The 17,738-nt window shown below is 67.2% G+C and carries 18 protein-coding genes; 9 read left to right on the top strand and 9 right to left on the bottom strand.

Annotated elements, in window-relative coordinates; all coding sequences use genetic code 11:
- Genes ACJH6H_RS00835 through ACJH6H_RS00825 form a run of 3 tightly spaced genes read right to left on the bottom strand, consistent with a single transcriptional unit; the run spans window position 1 to window position 3,408 of the window.
- Window positions 1-1,173, bottom strand: a complete 1,173-nt coding sequence (locus tag ACJH6H_RS00835; protein WP_346415103.1) for an NADH:flavin oxidoreductase — start codon at window positions 1,171-1,173, stop codon at window positions 1-3.
- Window positions 1,174-1,217: 44 nt separating this feature from the next.
- A complete protein-coding gene (locus ACJH6H_RS00830) occupies window positions 1,218-2,390 on the bottom strand; it encodes an MCE family protein (protein ID WP_212807358.1) in 1,173 nt (390 codons plus the stop codon).
- Window positions 2,383-3,408 carry an MCE family protein gene (locus tag ACJH6H_RS00825; RefSeq protein ID WP_212807359.1) on the bottom strand — a complete coding sequence of 342 codons (1,026 nt, stop codon included), beginning with the start codon at window positions 3,406-3,408 and terminating at the stop codon, window positions 2,383-2,385. The genes ACJH6H_RS00830 and ACJH6H_RS00825 overlap by 8 nt, the downstream gene beginning before the upstream one ends.
- Before the next feature lie 94 nt (window positions 3,409-3,502).
- On the opposite strand from ACJH6H_RS00825, the gene ACJH6H_RS00820 reads away from it, so the two are divergent.
- Window positions 3,503-4,120: a TetR/AcrR family transcriptional regulator gene (locus tag ACJH6H_RS00820; protein WP_406774053.1), complete on the top strand. Its 618-nt coding sequence runs from the start codon at window positions 3,503-3,505 to the stop codon at window positions 4,118-4,120.
- Between the two features lie 64 nt (window positions 4,121-4,184).
- On the opposite strand, the gene ACJH6H_RS00815 is transcribed toward ACJH6H_RS00820, so the two are convergent.
- Window positions 4,185-4,637 (bottom strand): hypothetical protein, encoded by a 453-nt coding sequence (locus tag ACJH6H_RS00815; protein WP_406774052.1) that lies wholly within the window; start codon window positions 4,635-4,637, stop codon window positions 4,185-4,187.
- 163 nt (window positions 4,638-4,800) lie between these two features.
- Between ACJH6H_RS00815 and ACJH6H_RS00810 the strand changes: the two genes are divergently transcribed.
- Together ACJH6H_RS00810 and ACJH6H_RS00805 are read left to right on the top strand one after the other, a co-directional pair.
- Window positions 4,801-5,271 carry a ribonuclease domain-containing protein gene (locus tag ACJH6H_RS00810; protein ID WP_406774051.1) on the top strand — a complete coding sequence of 157 codons (471 nt, stop codon included), beginning with the start codon at window positions 4,801-4,803 and terminating at the stop codon, window positions 5,269-5,271.
- Complete coding sequence (locus ACJH6H_RS00805) at window positions 5,268-5,543, top strand: barstar family protein (protein WP_406774050.1); 276 nt, start codon at window positions 5,268-5,270, stop codon at window positions 5,541-5,543. The genes ACJH6H_RS00810 and ACJH6H_RS00805 overlap by 4 nt, the downstream gene beginning before the upstream one ends.
- A 9-nt stretch (window positions 5,544-5,552) precedes the next feature.
- On the opposite strand, the gene ACJH6H_RS00800 is transcribed toward ACJH6H_RS00805, so the two are convergent.
- From ACJH6H_RS00800 to ACJH6H_RS00785, 4 genes are all read right to left on the bottom strand, one after another.
- Window positions 5,553-6,623 carry a DUF4185 domain-containing protein gene (locus ACJH6H_RS00800; RefSeq protein WP_406774128.1) on the bottom strand — a complete coding sequence of 357 codons (1,071 nt, stop codon included), beginning with the start codon at window positions 6,621-6,623 and terminating at the stop codon, window positions 5,553-5,555.
- A gap of 50 nt (window positions 6,624-6,673) precedes the next feature.
- On the bottom strand, window positions 6,674-7,711 hold the full coding sequence (locus tag ACJH6H_RS00795; RefSeq protein WP_406774049.1) for an aspartate-semialdehyde dehydrogenase: 1,038 nt from the start codon (window positions 7,709-7,711) through the stop codon (window positions 6,674-6,676).
- 2 nt (window positions 7,712-7,713) lie between these two features.
- Complete coding sequence (locus ACJH6H_RS00790) at window positions 7,714-8,979, bottom strand: aspartate kinase (protein ID WP_061001435.1); 1,266 nt, start codon at window positions 8,977-8,979, stop codon at window positions 7,714-7,716.
- A gap of 141 nt (window positions 8,980-9,120) precedes the next feature.
- Window positions 9,121-9,621, bottom strand: a complete 501-nt coding sequence (locus tag ACJH6H_RS00785; RefSeq protein WP_406774048.1) for a hypothetical protein — start codon at window positions 9,619-9,621, stop codon at window positions 9,121-9,123.
- A 249-nt stretch (window positions 9,622-9,870) separates the two neighbouring features.
- Between ACJH6H_RS00785 and leuA the strand changes: the two genes are divergently transcribed.
- Window positions 9,871-11,685, top strand: coding sequence for a 2-isopropylmalate synthase (leuA, locus tag ACJH6H_RS00780; protein WP_406774047.1), 1,815 nt, complete (start codon window positions 9,871-9,873; stop codon window positions 11,683-11,685).
- Between the two features lie 7 nt (window positions 11,686-11,692).
- Here leuA and ACJH6H_RS00775 read toward each other — a convergent pair whose 3' ends face one another.
- The gene (locus ACJH6H_RS00775) at window positions 11,693-12,361 is read right to left on the bottom strand and encodes a TetR/AcrR family transcriptional regulator (protein ID WP_406774046.1); all 669 of its coding nucleotides are present in this window, start codon (window positions 12,359-12,361) and stop codon (window positions 11,693-11,695) included.
- A 138-nt stretch (window positions 12,362-12,499) separates the two neighbouring features.
- Here ACJH6H_RS00775 and ACJH6H_RS00770 point away from each other — a divergent pair, with 138 nt between their 5' ends.
- The 5 genes from ACJH6H_RS00770 (at window position 12,500) to ACJH6H_RS00750 (ending at window position 17,710) form a co-directional block, all read left to right on the top strand.
- Window positions 12,500-14,335, top strand: coding sequence for a hypothetical protein (locus tag ACJH6H_RS00770; RefSeq protein ID WP_406774045.1), 1,836 nt, complete (start codon window positions 12,500-12,502; stop codon window positions 14,333-14,335).
- Window positions 14,332-14,505 carry a hypothetical protein gene (locus ACJH6H_RS00765; RefSeq protein WP_212807367.1) on the top strand — a complete coding sequence of 58 codons (174 nt, stop codon included), beginning with the start codon at window positions 14,332-14,334 and terminating at the stop codon, window positions 14,503-14,505. The genes ACJH6H_RS00770 and ACJH6H_RS00765 overlap by 4 nt, the downstream gene beginning before the upstream one ends.
- Window positions 14,502-14,912 (top strand): hypothetical protein, encoded by a 411-nt coding sequence (locus ACJH6H_RS00760; RefSeq protein WP_212807368.1) that lies wholly within the window; start codon window positions 14,502-14,504, stop codon window positions 14,910-14,912. Before ACJH6H_RS00765 ends, ACJH6H_RS00760 begins: the two co-directional genes overlap by 4 nt.
- Window positions 14,909-16,189, top strand: coding sequence for a hypothetical protein (locus tag ACJH6H_RS00755; protein ID WP_406774044.1), 1,281 nt, complete (start codon window positions 14,909-14,911; stop codon window positions 16,187-16,189). Before ACJH6H_RS00760 ends, ACJH6H_RS00755 begins: the two co-directional genes overlap by 4 nt.
- 69 nt (window positions 16,190-16,258) lie before the next feature.
- The gene (locus ACJH6H_RS00750; RefSeq protein WP_406774043.1) at window positions 16,259-17,710 is read left to right on the top strand and encodes a carotenoid oxygenase family protein; all 1,452 of its coding nucleotides are present in this window, start codon (window positions 16,259-16,261) and stop codon (window positions 17,708-17,710) included.
- The last annotated feature ends 28 nt before the right edge of the window (window positions 17,711-17,738 follow it).

Genomic DNA, 17,738 nt, shown 5'->3' with positions numbered 1-17,738 from the left:
TCAGTTCGGCTTGCCGGTGACCACGCAGTGGGTGCGGCTGTAGATGGTGGGCATGCACAGATTGCAGTGTGTGCAGCCCGATTTCACCGTCTTGTCGGCTCGAATGCGGTTGAGTAGGTCGGGTTCGGCGAGCAGCGCCCGGCCCATCGCAACGAACTCGAAACCCTCGGCCATGGCCAGATCCATGGTTTCGCGGTTGGTGATGCCACCGAGCAGGATCAGCGGCATCGACAGTTCGGCCCGGAACTGCCGGGCCTGCTCGAGCAGGTAGGCCTCCTGGTACGGGTACTCCCGGAAGAACTTGTGCCCGCTCATCCGGATACCCCAGCTGATCGGCGGCCTGAAGTTCGCCGCGAACTCTTTGACCGGCGCATCGCCGCGGAACAGGTACATCGGATTGACCAGCGAGCTGCCGGCGGTGAGTTCGAGCGCGTCCAGGGCGCCGTCCTCTTGCAGCCAGGTGGCGGTCTGCAGCGACTCGGCCATCGGGATACCGCCCCGGACGCCGTCGCTCATGTTGAGTTTGGCGATCACCGCGATCCGATCACCCACGGCCTCCCGTACGGCCTGCACCGTGCCGCGGGCCACCTTGGCCCGGTTGTACAGCGAGCCACCGAACTCATCGCGGCGCTTGTTGATCAACGGCGACAGGAACGAGGACGCGAAGTAGTTGTGGCCCAGGTGCACCTCGACGGCGTCGAACCCGGCCTCGATCGCCAGGCGGGCGGCGTTCGCGTGCGCGGCCATCACATCGTCGATGTCGGCGCGGGTGGCCTTGCGGGCGAACCGCATCGACAGCGGGTTGAACAACCGCACCGGCGCCAACGCGGTGGCCTTGTTGGTGCGGGCATTGGCGACCGGGCCGGCATGCCCGATCTGCGCGCTGATCGCCGCCCCCTCGGCATGCACCGCCGCGGTCAACTTCTGCAGCCCCGGGATCGCTTCCGGGCGCATCCACAACTGCCACCCATCGGTACGCCCACCCGGGGCCACCGCGCAATAGGCCACCGTCGTCATCCCCACCCCACCGGCGGCGGGCAGCCGGTGATAGCGGATCAGATCATCGGTGACCAGCGCATCCGGCGTCGCCGCCTCGAACGTCGCGGCCTTGATGATCCGATTACGCAACGTGATCGGACCGAGCTTGGCCGGCTGGAAGGGATCGGGTGCCATTCTGCGCGGAGTCCTTTTGATAAGTCGTGTTACAACAACGTCTTTCACGGCTTCGCACCGTGCTGGGTGGCAGTTCCGGGCGGAATCTGGAACGGGTCGGCGGCCTGGCCGGACAGATTGGCGAGCGCACCGATCAGGAAATCCGGCGGATTGACGATCTCGGACAGCCGCGGCATGTTCGGGTCGAGCGCCGAGGTGGTGAGCATGTTTTCGCCGAGCCGCCGCAGGGTGAGGTCGAATGTCGAAAAGACGTTGAGATAGTCGCCTCGAACGGCGTTGCGCAGGTACTTCTGGGAGAACGGGAACGTGGGCAGGATTTCCAGATCGTGAATGAAGTCATCGGCGTTGTCGTTGAGGGCCTTGATGATGGGAAATATGTCCCTGAGATCGGCAGCGAAGTCGTCCTTGGACTGCGACAGAACGCGTTCGGCAGTCGAGGCCAATCGGCGCAGTGCGGCGAACGCCGCGACGATGTTGGCGCGATTTCGGTTCAGGGCATCGAGTGCGGCGGGCAGCGTCTCCAGCGTCCGCGCCAGCGCGCCGGCGCCGTGCGCCAATGCTGCCGCTGTCCGGTCGACGCCTTCGATCGCCGTGATGATGGTGCCCGTTTGCGCATCGAGGAAGCCGGTCAACTCGGCCAGCTTCGCCACCAATCCGGTGAACGTGGTCGCGCGTTCGGCCACAGCTGCGTACGCCTCGTTCGTAATATCCTGCAGGGCACCGAGATTGCCGTTGTTGACGATGACACCGAGCGCGGCCAGCACCTCTTCGGTGGTGGGATAGTGACCTCCCCGGCCGAGCCGGAGGTGCGCGCCGTCGGCCAGCTTGGCGGGCACCGGCTGGTTCGACGGCACCAGTTCGACGTGCTGGGAGCCCAACAGCGAGGTTTGCCCGACCATCACCGACACGTTTTCGGGGAGATCAACGTGGCGGTCCAACGAAAGACGAACGGCCGCATACACGGTGCTGTCGGCGCGCTGCCTGACGGCGACCCCGGAGACGCTTCCCACGGTCACATCCCCGACCTTTACCGGCGAATTCTGCGGCAGGCCAACGACGTTGTCCAGCTCGACGGTCACCTCGAAGGAGCCCGGGCCGTGACCGGCCGTCCCCGGCAACGACAGCGAATTCAATCCGTCGAACTGGCACCCCGACAATGCGGCGGCGACACAGGCCAGGAGCGCGCAGCCGCGCAACCCGATACGACGATCACCCATTCTCCGAGCACCGGCCCTTCGATGGGTCGGGAGCTCCGCCGATGGGAATGATGATGTCGCTACCCGCCGGCCCGCTGAGCTTGATCTTGCTGGAGCAGAAGAAGATGTTGAAGAACGCACCATACGCGCCAAGTGAATTGAGCCGCAGATAGCTCTCGGCGAGGGGCTCGATGGCGGCGTTGACCTCCGCCTTGCGCTCGTAGACCCGCTGCGCAAAGGGACGCACATTCTCGAGGACGCCCTGGACCGGCCGCCGGGAGCGCTCCAGCATCTGGGTCAGCTCCGCCGACGACGCGGCCAGCGGCCCGATGGCTCCGGCGATGGGGTCACGGTCCTGCGCCAGACCGGTCAGCAGTTGCTGGAGCGTGTCGATACTGGTGCCGAACTGCCGGCTCTTCGAATCCACGCTGCCGAGAACCGCATTGAGGTTGGTGACGACGTCGCCGATGAGCTGATCCCGGCCGGATAGATTCTGCGCGAAGTTTCCTGTCGTCGAAAGCAGTTGGGACACAGCACCGCCCTGGCCCTGGAGCAGATCGATGACGGCGGCGGTGATGGCGTTGACCTTGTCGCCGTCGAGGCCCTTGAGCACGGGACGCAGGCCGCCCAAGAGCGCGTCGAGATCCACGGCGGGCTGGGTGTGACTCAGCGGGATGGTCGCCCCCGCAGCCAGCTCGTGCAAATCTCCTGCGGCGAAGGCCAATTCGAGATAGCGGTCACCGGTGAGGTTCAGATAGCGGATGACGGCCCTGGTCGACGTGTAGAGGCGGTAGCGCGAATCAACACTGAAGAGCACGTCGACGGTGTTGTCGGCGCCCAGCGACACGCGGTCGACCTTGCCCACCGGCAGCCCGGCCATCCGCACGTCCTGACCGACTGTCAGACGTGAGGCATCGGTGAACTGGGCGTGGTACCGCTCGCCCGTCCCGAACCGGAACTGGCCGAACACCACCACCAGCGCGGCGGCGACCAACAGCATCACCACGGTGAACGCAGTCACCTTCGCCCCGGCGGCCATCGCCAACCTCCTTAATTAGTGATCCAGTGGTACACTAATTACCGGCATGGCGTCAATGGCATCGCCGACAGTCGGGTGCTGTGATGATGGACCCGTGAGCAGTCAGTCAGGCCCGGGCCGGCCACGGGACGCGAGTATCGACGATCGCGTCCTGACGGCAACCCGAGAGCTCCTGTCAGAGGTCGGGTTTCAGGATTTGAGCATGCGCCTCGTCGCGCAGCGCTCCGGCGTCACGCGCGCCAGCCTGGCTCGGCGATGGCCGTCGAAGGGCGCGTTGGTCATCGATGCGGTGATGGGCGTGGCACCCGACCTGACGCCGTTCGATGGCACCGATGTCTACGGCTGGATAGATTTCGTCGTCCGCGGCAGCCGGGCCCTGTTCAACCGCCCCGATATGAAGGCTGCGGCACCCGACCTCACCCAGGCCCTGGTCGAAGACAAACAGCTGGGGCGGTCGCTGTGGAATCGGTTCACGGGACCGGCGGTCGAACTGTTCGCCGACGACGTCGGAGCACAGACCGCCGAAGAGCGGCGCAGTGCGGAACTGGATGCGCGCGCCGTCCTGATCATGGCGGCGGGTGCCGCCATGTACGTCTCCACCATCGCCGCCGACGACGACTCCACCGAGCTCGAGGAACGGATCGTCGAACTGCTGACCACGGGCTATCGAGCAGTGGTCGCGAACCGCCTGGCGGCCGACGGGCAGGCCTAGAGCAGACGACAGGCCGCACCCTGCGCGGGCACGGCCTGTCGTGTGATGCGGGACTGTGGTGGGGTCAGCGACCGGGCTGGGCCGGTCCGGGCTGACCGGGTGCTTGCGGTCCGGGGCCACCGGGACCACCGGGGCCCTGTCCGCCGGGACCACCGGGGCCCTGTCCGCCGGGACCCTGCCAGCCGGGGCCGCCGGGGAACATCGGGTGCCACATGCCGCCGCCGCGCGGTCCGTGGCCCTCGCGGAACTCCGCGGTGTCATGCCCGCGGTGGTGCTTGTGCCAGCCGTGGTGGCCGCCGCCGGAATGCGCGCCGAGAATGAAGCCGGAGAAGAAAATCGTCGCGACGATGAACACGATGCCCGCGACGATGCCCACCCACGCCAGCACCTTGTTCAGCTTGCTGGGCTTGTGCTCGGCGGGCGGGGTGGCCACTGCGGTGGCCGTTGCTACGGGCGGGAAGGAGTCCGTCGGGGTGTCCGGCGCCTCTGGCGTTTCTTTAGGGGTTTCGTCACTCATGCCATCGATGATCCGTCCGTCAACCACTGCGGTGGCTAGGTTGCGCGTAAGAATCAGCTATGAGGCGCGCGGCGCGGTAGCGTGGCCTGTGTAGCGGAGCTTCGGCCGGGCTTTGGGGGCCGGCCGACGCTCCGATATCAGCACGCGCGGCAGAAAAGGTGAGATGTCCAGAACCACCCTGCGCGGCGCGGCTCTCGCCTGCGGCACCGCGTTCCTCCTGACCCTCACCCCGGCGTGCGCGAAGCAGACCGCCGTACTGACGGGCCCGGCGCCGACGGCGTCGCCCACGGCTGCCTCCCACACCCAAGCGCCGGCACCGACGACCAAGAGCAAGTCCGGGCTGCCCGTCTGCCAGCTGTCGTCGCTGCCACCCGAGACCACCACCACGGTCGACCTGATCCACCGCGGCGGGCCGTTCCCCTATTCACGCGACGGCATCGTGTTCGGCAACTTCGAGCGCCGGCTGCCGAACCAGCAGCGCGGCTACTACCACGAGTACACGGTGCCCACGCCGGGCGCGAAGACGCGCGGCACCCGACGGGTCATCACGGGCGGCGAGCCGCCGACCAACCCACCGGAGTTCTACTACACCGGCGACCACTACGAGACGTTCTGCCAGATCGGAGGAGCGTGAAGACGTTCACCGTGCGGGGTGCGCGGATCCATTCCCGCGCAGACCTTTTCACCGAGCTGGGGCACGCCGTCAACGGCAGCGGCGGCTACTTCGGCAGCAATCTGGACGCGCTGGCCGACTGCCTCGGCGGCGGCTTCGGCACGCCGGACGACGAGCCGTTCCGCTTCGTGCTGACCGACAGTGCAAAAGCCAAGAAGGCGTTGGATTCTCACACCTGGAGCGGACTGCTCGAGGTGTTCGACAGCGCCGGCGTCGACCTGGTGCTGCGCTGACAACAGCGCCTAGGGCTTGACCGGATTCACCGCGAACTGGATGACGCGGTAGGGCGCGGTATCGCGCGGCGTGGTGTTCCACTGGCTGACCAGGATGCGCAGTTCATCGAGCGTCGAGCCCGGCGAGATGTAGCCGCCGTACGGCTGTGCCAGCTGATTGTCTTGCGGCTCAGGCAGTTCGTCGGCTTGCTCCGGCCAGCCGCCGGCCACGACGACCGTCGTCACCGGCGCGGTGCCGAGTTCCGTCGGCGTGTTCGCGACGCGGACCTCCATGTTGCCGGTGCTGCTGTTGAAGTACGACAGCACGGTCTTGCCATCGACCTGCTTCATGCTCATCTCGCCGATCAGGTCGCGCCACAACGGAGTTGGCGGTTTGCCCCAGCCCGCTGAGGCGGACCAGCCCTGCCAGCTGGATCGGTCCGTGAACGCCTGCGGCGTGGCCCGGTAGAGGTAGGCCGGGCTGCTGCGGTCGAAGTTGTTGGCGACAAGGTAAACCCAGCCGCGCGGTGAGTCCGCGGTGGGCACCGGGTCGTAGTAGCCCGTGATCTGACTCTGCGCTCCCCCGGCATACCCGGCCGGTCGCACCGAACCCGGCACGGTCGGCCATGCGCCGCGCGCCGGGTCGGCCTTGACCAGTCGCGAACTCGCCGGTCTCAGGTCGCGCGTGGTGGTGATCAACAGGTAGTTCTCCCGGTTGATGCTCACCACGCCAGCCGGAAGTTGCGATGTGCCAGGAACTTTGGCGTCGGCGAGCAGCGGCTTGTCGATGCCCATGACTCCCCGGTACCGCAGGCCGTCCGGTGAGTTGATGGAGTCGGTCTCGACATGCAGTGCGACGGGCGCATACCAGCCGCCGAATCCGACGCCCTGCCCCGCGAAGCTGTCGCCACAGATCTGCAGGATGCCGCTCGGGAACTCCATGAATTCACAGAGATCCGTCGCACCGATGCCGTAATCGGCTGTCGGCGTGCCGGTTCCGGCCACCGGACCGATGCGTGTCACCTGCCCGACGGCCAGCGGTTTGAGCACCGGAGTCGGTACCGGCGCAGGCGGATCCGCCTGCGCCGCCGGCACCCCCATGCCGAACCCGAGCACCAGCGCCGCGACCGACGCTGCCCCCGCCCGCAAGATCAGCGCGTGGCGAGCAGCTCGGCGATCTGAACAGTGTTGAGCGCCGCGCCCTTTCGCAGGTTGTCGCCCGAGACGAACAGTGCGAGGCCACGACCGTCGGGCACGCCCGGGTCCTGGCGGATGCGGCCGACCAGCGAGTCGTCGGCGCCGGCGGCGGCCAGCGGCGTCGGCACGTCGACCAGCGAGACGCCGGCCGCGTCGGCCAGCAGCTCACGGGCCCGCTCAACCGAGAGCGGCTGCGCGAATTCGGCATTGATCGACAGCGAGTGTCCGGTGAAGACCGGCACGCGCACGCAGGTGCCACTCACAGCCAGCTCCGGGATACCGAGAATCTTGCGGCTCTCGTTGCGCAGCTTCTGGTCCTCGTCGGTCTCGCCCGAGCCGTCGTCGACGAGCGAGCCGGCCAGCGGGATGACGTTGAAGGCAATGGGCGCAACGTATTTCACGGGCGCAGGGAACTCCAGCGCCGATCCGTCGTGTACCAGCTGCTCGGCACCGCCGATGACGGCGCGGGCCTGCGACGCCAGTTCGTCGACGCCGGCGAGTCCGGAACCGGACACGGCCTGGTAGCTCGACACGATGAGGCGGGTCAGGCCGGCCTCGTTGTGCAGCGGCTTGAGCACCGGCATGGCGGCCATCGTGGTGCAGTTCGGGTTGGCGATGATGCCCTTGGCGAGCTGCTTGCCGCGGACGTCGCGGTCGAAGTTGACCTCCGAAACCACCAGTGGCACATCGGGATCCTTGCGCCATGCCGACGAGTTGTCGATCACCGTCACGCCGGCGGCGGCGAAGCGCGGGGCCTGCACGCGCGACATGGTCGCGCCGGCGGAGAACAGCGCGATGTCCAGACCCGACGGGTCGGCGGTCTCGCTGTTCTCGACCTCGATCTCCTGGCCGCGGAACGTCAGCTTCTTGCCCTCGGACCGCGCCGAGGCGAAGAACCGCACGGAGGTCGCCGGAAAGTCGCGCTCTTCGAGAAGTTTGCGCATGACCTGGCCGACCTGACCGGTCGCACCCACCACACCGATGTTCACCATGACTAGCGCCCCGTTCCGCCGTACACCACGGCGGCCTCTTCACTGGCGAAGCCGAAGGCCTCGTGCAGCGCCGAGACGGCCGTGTCCAGCTCGGTGTCCTTGACCAGCACCGAGATTCGAATCTCGGAGGTCGAGATCAGGTCGATGTTGACGCCGACCTCGGCCAGCGTCTCGCAGAACTTGGCGGTGACGCCGGGGTGGCTGCGCATACCGGCGCCGACCAGCGACACCTTGCCGATGTGATCGTCGTACAGGACCTGCGAGAAACCGATCTCGTCCTTGAGCGACGTCAGCTTCTCGACGGCGCCCGGGCCGTTCTCGCGCGAACAGGTGAAGGTGATGTCGGTCTTGCCGTCCTCCACCTTCGAGATGTTCTGCAGCACCATGTCGATGTTGACGTCGGCGTCGGCGACCGCGCGGAACACCTTGGCGGCATAGCCCGGCACGTCGGGCACGCCGACGACGGTGACCTTCGCCTCGCTGCGGTCGTGCGCGACTCCGGTGAGGATGGCGTCTTCCATGGGGATGTCCTCGATCGATCCTTTGACGATGGTGCCGGTCTTGTTGGAGTACGAGGACCGGACGTGAATCGGAACGTTGTAGCGACGGGCGTATTCCACGCAGCGCAGCATCAACACTTTGGCTCCGCAGGCCGCCATCTCCAGCATCTCCTCGAAGGAGACGGTGTCCAGATGACGGGCATTGGGGACGATGCGCGGATCAGCGGTGAAGATGCCGTCCACGTCGGTGTAAATCTCGCAGACGTCGGCGTTCAGCGCGGCGGCCAGCGCCACGGCGGTGGTGTCCGAACCACCACGGCCCAGCGTGGTGACGTCCTTGCTGTCCTGGCTGACACCCTGGAAGCCGGCGACCAGCACGATCAGGCCCTCGTCGAGGGCGTCGCGCAGACGGCCCGGGGTGACGTCGATGATCTTGGCGTTGCCGTGTGTACCGGTGGTGATCACGCCGGCCTGCGAGCCGGTGAACGACCGGGCCTGCGCGCCGAGGGACTCGATGGCCATGGCGACCAGCGCGTTCGAGATGCGCTCACCCGCGGTGAGCAGCATGTCCATCTCACGGGCCGGTGGCGCCGGGGAGACCTGGCGGGCCAGATCCAGCAGATCATCGGTGGTGTCGCCCATGGCAGAGACCACGACGACGACGTCATTGCCGGCCTTCTTGGTTTCGACGATTCGCTCGGCGACTCGACGGATTCGCTCGGCGTCCGACACCGAGGATCCGCCGTACTTCTGGACGACGAGCGCCACTGTTCGCGTTTCCTTCTCTGAATTGGCAGCAAGCATTCGCATCAATGCTGCTCCAAGGATAAGGGAGGGGTGAACCCGATTTTGTTGCCCGGTCACCTGCCGGACCTGCAACGCGCGAGACCTTCGTCACTCCCGCCCGGATCAGAAGATGTCGGTGAGCTTCCGCTGTGCCGGGCAGGCGTCGGTCAGCGCCTTCATCTGTTCGGTGATCTGCGCGTTGATCGCCGACAGCTGGTAGGCCTCGGTCGGCGCGGGGGCGCCGGGCGCCCGGCCCTGGGCGGCGATCCGGTAGGCGTCCAGCGCCGAGGCGAACTGCCCGGCCAGGGTGGCCAGCTGCACCGCATGGACCGCCACCTTGTCGCCGGTGACCTTCTGCGCCCGGTCGGCCATGCCGTCGGCCCAGGCCCGGTAGGCCGTCTCCTCGGCGATGGTCGGGACTCCGTTGCCGTTCTTGTCGATCTTCGACTCGATCTGCGCGGCCTGCGCCTTGTTGTAGTCGAGCATGTCGCGCACCGGGTTGCATTCCGGTGTCGGTCCGCGGAATTCGGTCTGCCACACCACGAGGCCGATGACGACGGCGAGCGCGACCGCGATGCCGATCTTCCAGCTGCGGTCCAGGCTCAACAACCATCGTGTCAACACGGTCGAACTGTATCGGCACCGGGTGCGCCGCGCCCATTGCTCCTGGCCAGGGACTTGGCATGGGACCGGGCGACCGGGTTTTGGCGATCTGGTCGGCCGGAGTAAACTCACCAGTGATGTTTATCGCGCGGGTGCTCCTCCTCGGACGCCGCGACGGGGTCTGATCCGACCGGCCTCCCGTCGCGGGTGTTTGAGATGTGCCGGTCCTGACCTTCAAGGTCCCATCCAGACAGACCGGAGCAAAAAACCGTGACCACTTACTCTCCCGATTCTTCTGCCGACTCCTTCTCGTCGGTACGCACCATCACCACCCCGACCGGGCCGCGCCGCGACGGCCAGCCCTCGTGGAACACGCAGCGCAACTCGTCGATGCCGGTCAGCCGGTACCGAAGCTTCGGTGACGAGGTCGAGCACATCTCCCTGCCCGACCGCACCTGGCCCGACAAGGTCGCCACCGTCGCCCCCGGCTGGTGCGCGGTCGACCTGCGCGACGGCAACCAGGCCCTGATCGACCCCATGAGCCCCGAGCGCAAGCGCCGGATGTTCGACCTGCTGGTCCGCATGGGCTACAAGGAGATCGAGGTCGGCTTCCCGTCGGCCAGCCAGACCGACTTCGACTTCGTCCGCGAGATCATCGAGCAGGGCGCCATCCCCGACGACGTCACCATCCAGGTGCTGACGCAATGCCGGCCCGAACTGATCGAGCGCACCTTCGAGGCCTGCGACGGCGCCCCGCGCGTGATCGTGCACTTCTACAACTCGACGTCCATCCTGCAGCGCCGCGTGGTGTTCCGCGCCGACCGCGAGGCCGTCAAGAAGATCGCGACCGACGGCGCCGCCCTGTGCATCGAAGAGGCCAAGAAGTACCCGGGCACGCAGTGGCGGTTCCAGTACTCCCCCGAGTCGTACACGGGCACCGAACTGGAGTACGCCGTCGAGGTGTGCAACGCGGTCGCCGACGTCATCAAGCCGACCCCGGAATGGCCCCTGATCATCAACCTGCCGGCGACCGTCGAGATGGCCACGCCCAATGTCTACGCCGACTCGATCGAGTGGATGAACCGGCACCTGGCGCCGCGCGACTCGATCATCGTGAGCCTGCACCCGCACAACGACCGCGGCGAGGGCGTCGCGGCCGCCGAGCTGGGCTACCTGGCCGGCGCCGACCGCATCGAGGGCTGCCTGTTCGGCAACGGCGAGCGCACCGGCAACGTCTGCCTGGTGACGCTGGGCCTGAACCTGTTCAGCCGCGGTGTGGACCCGCAGATCGACTTCTCGAACATCGACGAGATCCGTCGCACCGTCGAATACTGCAACCAGCTGCCCGTCGCCGAGCGGCACCCCTACGGCGGTGACCTGGTCTACACGGCCTTCTCCGGTAGCCACCAGGACGCCATCAACAAGGGTCTGGACCAGATGAAGGTGGACGCAGATGCCGCCGACGCCGACGTCGACGACATCCTGTGGCAGGTGCCGTACCTGCCCATCGACCCGAAGGACGTCGGCCGCACGTACGAGGCCGTCATCCGCGTGAACTCGCAGTCCGGCAAGGGCGGCGTCGCCTACATCATGAAGGCCGACCACGGGCTGGTGCTGCCGCGCCGGCTGCAGATGGAGTTCAGCCAGGCCATCCAGAAGATCACCGACGGTGAAGGCGGCGAGGTCTCCCCGAAGGAGATGTGGGACGTCTTCAACGAGGAGTACCTGGCGCCCATCACCCCGCTGGAGCGCATGCGGCAGCGCGTCGACGCGGCCGAAGAGGATGGCGGCACCGACACCATCACCGCCATCGTGAAGATCGACGGCGAGGAGCGCGAGATCGTCGGCGCCGGTAACGGTCCGCTGGCGGCCTTCACCGACGCACTGGGCGCCGTCGGCTTCCACGTCAACGTGCTCGACTACTCGGAGCACGCCATGTCGGCCGGTGAGGAAGCGCAGGCCGCGGCCTACGTCGAGGCGTCGATCGGCGGCAAGACGGTGTGGGGCGTCGGCATCGCGCCGTCGATCACCACGGCGTCGCTGCGGGCCGTCGTCTCGGCGGTGAACCGCGCCGCGCGCGGCTAGTCGAAGATCACCAGCTCGGTGCGCCCGGCTCCTCCGGCACCCGGAGGACCCGGGCACACCAGCCGACAGCCTGCTCGGCAAAGTCTTGTGCGGTAACGGCTTTCGACTCGTCGAGCAGCCGTTCGTTGATCAGGGTCGCCACGCCGCCGACGCAGAACAGCGCCGCGTCGAAGCTCTCCTGATCGGCATCGCGGTCGGGCTGCAGCAACGCCAGAATCGCGGCCGCCACCCGGTGTTGCGCCATCCGGATGTGCTCGGAGACCGATTCGATGTGCCGGGCGTCGGTCAGGAAAATCCGGACTGCCAGCGGGTCGCTCTCGGCGTGCTCGATGAACCCGGCCAGACCGAGCGTCAGCCGGGTTTGGACGGTGGCCTCTTCGGGCGCACTCCCCCCGGCCAGCATCGCGGCGAAGGGCCCCTCCAGCACGTCGTCGATGACGGCGCCGATCAGCGCACCGAGGCCGGCAAACTGCTCGTAGAAGTAGCGGTCGGTGAGTTTGGCGCGGGCCGAGACCGCCCGGACGCTCAGTGCCGACAGTCCGCCCTCGCGCCACAGCGCCTCGGCCGCGTCCAGCAGCAGCCGCCGCCGATCGGCGCGTCGCTCCTCCGCTGACCTGCCGGAGTACCTGCGCTGCGGCGCGGCACCTGATCCGGCGGCCGATCCGTCGTCAGCCATCTGACGCAACCCCTCCCTCCGACTGCCACATGATGTCAAAATCCGAAGAAGGAAGACGGACTCCCGTTTGAAACGCGGTCTTCTGGCAATATTACCGACGAGTAAGGTTCAGGGTTCATCTACATAGTGGGGTGGAACATGGCAGCACAACTCGCCGAGCAGGTCACCGTGGTGGCCGCGGCCGGAACCGAAGGCGGGGGCGCTGCCCTCGACCAGGTACTCGGGATGTCCGTGGCCACGGGCATCATCACGGCCGGCCTGTTGTGGATCGGCTATCTGCACCGGCAACGCCGCATCACCTGGCTGCAGAACCTGGCGGACAAGGCCGGCCGCAAGATGAACCGGCCCAGCTGGGTGGCGCTGCCGTCGCTGCTGTTCATCTCGACGATCATCTGCGCGATGTTCGGCTTCATCTGGGACGTCAGCCTGCACATCGGCAAAGGCCGCGACGCCGGCCCGCTCGCCAACCCGGCGCACTACTTCATCCTGGTCGGCCTGTTCCTGCTGTTCATCGCCGGCTCGCTGTCGATCATCCTGCCGTATGACAAGCCCGGTCCGGCTGCCATCAAGATCACCAAGACCTGGTACGCGCCCGTCGGCGGCGTGCTGATGGCCGGTTGCGGGCTGTACGCGCTCATCGGCTTTCCGCTCGACGACATCTGGCACCGGATCTTCGGTCAGGACGTCACGCTCTGGGGCCCAACACATTTGATGCTCATCGGCGGCGCCGGTCTGTCGCTCGTCGCCACGCTGCTCCTGGAGCGCGAGGGCGATATCGCGATGGGCGCCGACGCCCCGCCCGCCCGCAGCAAGGTGCTGCCGTACCTGGCCTTCGGCGGTCTGGTGATCGGTCTGTCGGTGTTCCCGGTCGAATACGACTTCGGCGTCGAACAGTTCCGGCTGGTGCTGCACCCCATGCTGATCGCCGCCGCCGCGGCCATGTCGCTGGTGGCAACCCGGCTGACGCTCGGACGGTTCGCCACCTTCGGCGCCATCGCATTCTCCTGGTTCATCCGGGGCCTCGTCATCCTGGCGGTCGGGCCGATTCTCGGCTCTCCGTACAGCTGGTTCGCGCTCTACCTCGGCTCGGCCGTCGTCGTGGAACTGATCGGGCTGACGCCCCTCGCCAACCGCCCGATCCTGTTCGGTGCGGTGGCCGGCCTGGGCGTGGGCACTGTCGGCATGTGGCTGGAATCGTTCTGGATCGACGCCATGTACCGCACCCCGTGGCCGAGCAGCATGTGGGGTGAGGCGCTGACGATGTCGACGCCCGTCGCCATCGGTATGGGCATGTGCGGCGCGTTGCTTGCTCTGGTACTCACCGGCCAGCGCCTGCCCGCACGTCCCGTCGGCATCGGCATCGTGACCGCGACGGTCCTGGTCATCGGCGTGGCCGTGGCCAACGGCCTCAACGTCACCGTGCCGGAGCACGCCCGCGCACAGATCACCCTCACCGATGCACCGAGCCCGGCCGGTGAGCGCCTCGTGAACGCCGACATCCAGATCACGCCGACCAACCTCGTCAGCGACGACCCGGAGTGGGTGACGCTGATGGCGTGGCAGGGCAAGCTCGCCAATGAGCGCGGCCTGGTCGTCGACCACCTGCAGCAGGTGGGTCCGGGCCACTACCGGTCCACCCGGCCGATCCCGGTCTGGGGCACGTGGAAGACGGTGCTGCGCGTGCAGGATGGCCGGACGATGGCCGCGGTCCCGGTGTATCTGCCGGCCGACCCCGGTATCGGTGCCGAGGAGACGCCCGCGATCTCGACGATCCGCGACTTCATGGAGGAGATCAAGGTCCTGCAGCGGGAACGCAACCTCGACGTGCCGTCGTGGCTCTACCCCGCGGCGTCGCTGATCGTGCTGGTCTGCTCGCTGATCCTGATCGCCCTGCTGAGTTGGGGTGCGGGACGGATCAATTCGCGCGAACAGTTCAGCGCCACCGAGACCAGGGAACCCGTCGGACAGCCGTGACCTATCTCGCCGATCACTCGCTATTGTTGGCACTGCCGGCGTTCGCTCCCGCTTTCGTCGTGGCCGGGGTCGTGGCCTGGGTGGCCATGAAAGACCGGCGCGCCGGCTCCGACGGTGACGAAACCGATTCGGAGACAACAGGTTCAACCGATGAGGACGGTTCCGCGTGACATTTGTGAAGACCTTCGCCGTGGCCGGCGCTGTTGCCCTGGCGCTCGCGGGCTGCGGTGGCAACGACAAGTCGACCGGCAACTCACCGAGTTCCACCGCAAGTGCCACACCGCAGTTCAGCAACCAGCAGGCCCCGCCGGCGCGCGTCTACGTCGACGTGACCATCGCCGGCGGCACCGCCACGCCACTCAACCAGCAGGTGCAGGCCAAACTCGGCGAGCCGATCATCCTGCGGGTCAACAGTGACGCCGCCGACCAGCTGCATGTGCACTCGAGTCCCGAGCACACCTTCGACATCAAGCCGGCGAAGGATCAGCAGTTCCAGTTCACGGTGAGCGTGCCGGGCAAGGTCGATGTCGAGCTGCACCACCTGGACAAGACGGTCGCCACGATCACGGTGCAGTGACCTCTTCGGTCCTCGCGCACGGGCTGGGCGGATCGACTGATCTGCCCATCCCCGTGACGTACGCCCTGATCGGCGCGGCATGGGCGTTGACCTTCACCTTCGCGGTGGTGGCACTGGCGTGGCGCAAGCCGCGGTTCGATCCGCAGACGCCGGGACGCCCGTTGCCGCGCTGGGTGACGACGGCCGTCGACGCGCCCGCCACGCGCTGGACGGTCGGGCTGCTGGCTCTGGCGTTCGCGGTGTGGGTCGCGGTGGCGTCCATCGTCGCGCCTGCCGAATCCGGCAACCCGCTGCCGGGCGTGTTCTACGTACTGCTGTGGGTCGGAATCGTCGCGCTGTCAGTGCTTTTGGGCCCAGTGTGGCGGGTGTTGTCGCCGGTGCGGACCATCGCCCGACTGCTGCGGCTGAGCCGGGACGCGTATCCCGCGCGGCTCGGCTATTGGCCGGCGGCGGCCGGGCTCTTCGCGTTCGTCTGGCTCGAGCTGGCCAGCCCTGACCCGGGTTCGGTTGGCGCCGTGCGTATCTGGCTGCTGGTCTACCTCTGTGTGACACTGGCCGGGGCCGCGGTGTGCGGCACCCGCTGGTGCTCGCATGCCGACCCGTTCGAGGTGTACAGCGTGGTGGCGTCACGGTGCGCGCCGGTGCGGCGCGACGCAGATGGGCAGATCGCCGTCGGCAATCCGTTCAATCACCTACCCACACTGCCGGTCCGGCCGGCCACCGTGACGGTGCTCGCGGCGCTGCTGGGCTCGACGGCCTTCGACAGTTTCTCCGCGACGCCGACATGGCGGGGGTTCGTCGAAGCGCATGCGCACGGCGGCTGGCAGGTCACCGCGATGAAAACCCTTGGGCTGGCGGTGTTTGTCACGACGGTCGCGCTGTCGTTCAGCCTCGCTGCCCGCGCCACCGGCGGCGTGGACCGCGCGCGGCGCCGGGAGCTGCCCGGTTTGATGGCGCACTCCCTCATTCCGATCGTCATCGGCTACGTGTTCGCGCATTACCTGACCTATCTCGTCGAGAAGGGTCAGCAGACCGTCTTCCAGCTCCTGGGCCTGCACGATGCGCAGGTGTATTACGTGCTGTCCATGCACCCGTCGGTGCTGGCCACGACGAAGGTGTTGTTCGTGGTGGCGGGGCACATCGCGGGCGTCGTCGCCGCACACGACTGCGCGCTGCGCGTACTGCCCAAGCGCCATCAGCTCACCGGGCAGCTGGCGATGATGCTGGTGATGGTCGGCTACACGTTCACGGGGCTGTACCTGCTCTTCGGCGGTTGACGCCCGAAACCTTGACATCGCCGGGGCGCGGCACAAAACTGAGGACACACGTCATCAGATGGAGGTGGCATGACAGCCACAGTGCCCGCGGAACCCACGCTCAAGCAGCTGCACGGCCGCGCCTTCGCGTCGCTGTACGACGAAATGGACTATCAGGTCGCACACATCGACGGCACCCTGCCGCCCGAGCTGACCGGCACACTGTTCCGCATCGGCCCCGGCAAGTTCGAGGTCGGCGACACCGTGCTCAAGACCATGTTCGACGCCGACGGCATGGTGTCCCGTTTCGTCCTCGACGGGAAGTCCGTGCGTTTCACCAACCGCTATGTGCGCACCAAGCAGTACCGCGGCGGCGATGTGATGAGCCAGCGCGGCATCACCACCAACGCGCCCACACTGCGCGGCAACCTGCTCCCGCCGGCCAACACCGGCAACACCAACATGGCCACGATCTGCGGCGAACTCCTGGCCATGTGGGAGGGCGGCCCGCCGTACCAGATCGATCCGGACTCGCTGGACACGTTGGGCTACAAGCGCTTCGACGGTGACCGCCTCGGTTACCTCGGCTCCTTCTCCGCCCACCCCAAGTGGGATCCGCACACCGGCGACGTCTACAACTTCGGCCTCGACCTGCTACCCACGCCGCGACTGCGGTGCTTCAAAGTGGACCGCGCCGGCCGGAGCCACCAGATCAGCTCGCTGAAGTTGTGGGACATGGTGTGGAACCACGACTTCGCCCTCACCGAGAACCACATGGTGTTCGTGCTGGATCCGTTGCGCCCCAACATTCCGACGCTGCTGCGCACCCGGTCACTCGCGAAAGCACTGGAATACCAGACCCGCAACGGGTCGACGCGGTTCGCCCTGGTGCCGCGGGACGGGTCCAAGCCCCGCATCATCGAGCACGAGGCGCTGACGCACATCCACGTCACCAACGCCTTCGAGGACGGCTCCGACACCGTCGTGGAGTTCTTCCGGTTCGAGGACTCGGACATCTTCGGCAAGCTCGGTAAGGCGTGGCAGGACCCGGCCGGTCCCACCGATCCCCGTGCGCACCTGACCATCGATGAGTGGCCCCGCGGACACCTCTCGCGCTTCCGCATCAGCAAGTCCGGCCGGATCACCGAGACGGTGCTATCAGCAACGGCGCCAATGGAATTCCCGCAGTACGACTGGCGCCGTTCGACGCTGGAGCACAACGTCACCTACGCCTGCAAGGCCACCGAGGATGTGGGCCACTACAACGCGGTGACTCGCATCGACCACCGCACCGGCGTGCAGACCACGTTCGATTTCGGCCTGGCCCAGACCGGTGAGCCGTTGTTCGTGCCCCGCACCCGCACGGCCGCCGAGGACGACGGTTGGCTGCTGGTGCTCAATCACGATCTGCGGAGGCATCGTTCGCAACTCGTGATCTTCGATGCCCGCACCATCGAGGACGGGCCGCTGGCCACTGCGCATTTGGAGCACCACTTGCCGATCGGGTTCCACGGCACATTCAGCCGGCGCATCGCGGGCTGAACACCCGCTTTCGGCACCGGCCCAAGCC

It is taken from the genome of Mycobacterium sp. SMC-21, assembly GCF_045310825.1.
Classification (GTDB): domain Bacteria; phylum Actinomycetota; class Actinomycetes; order Mycobacteriales; family Mycobacteriaceae; genus Mycobacterium.
This window is presented reverse-complemented; position numbering and strand designations above follow the sequence as displayed.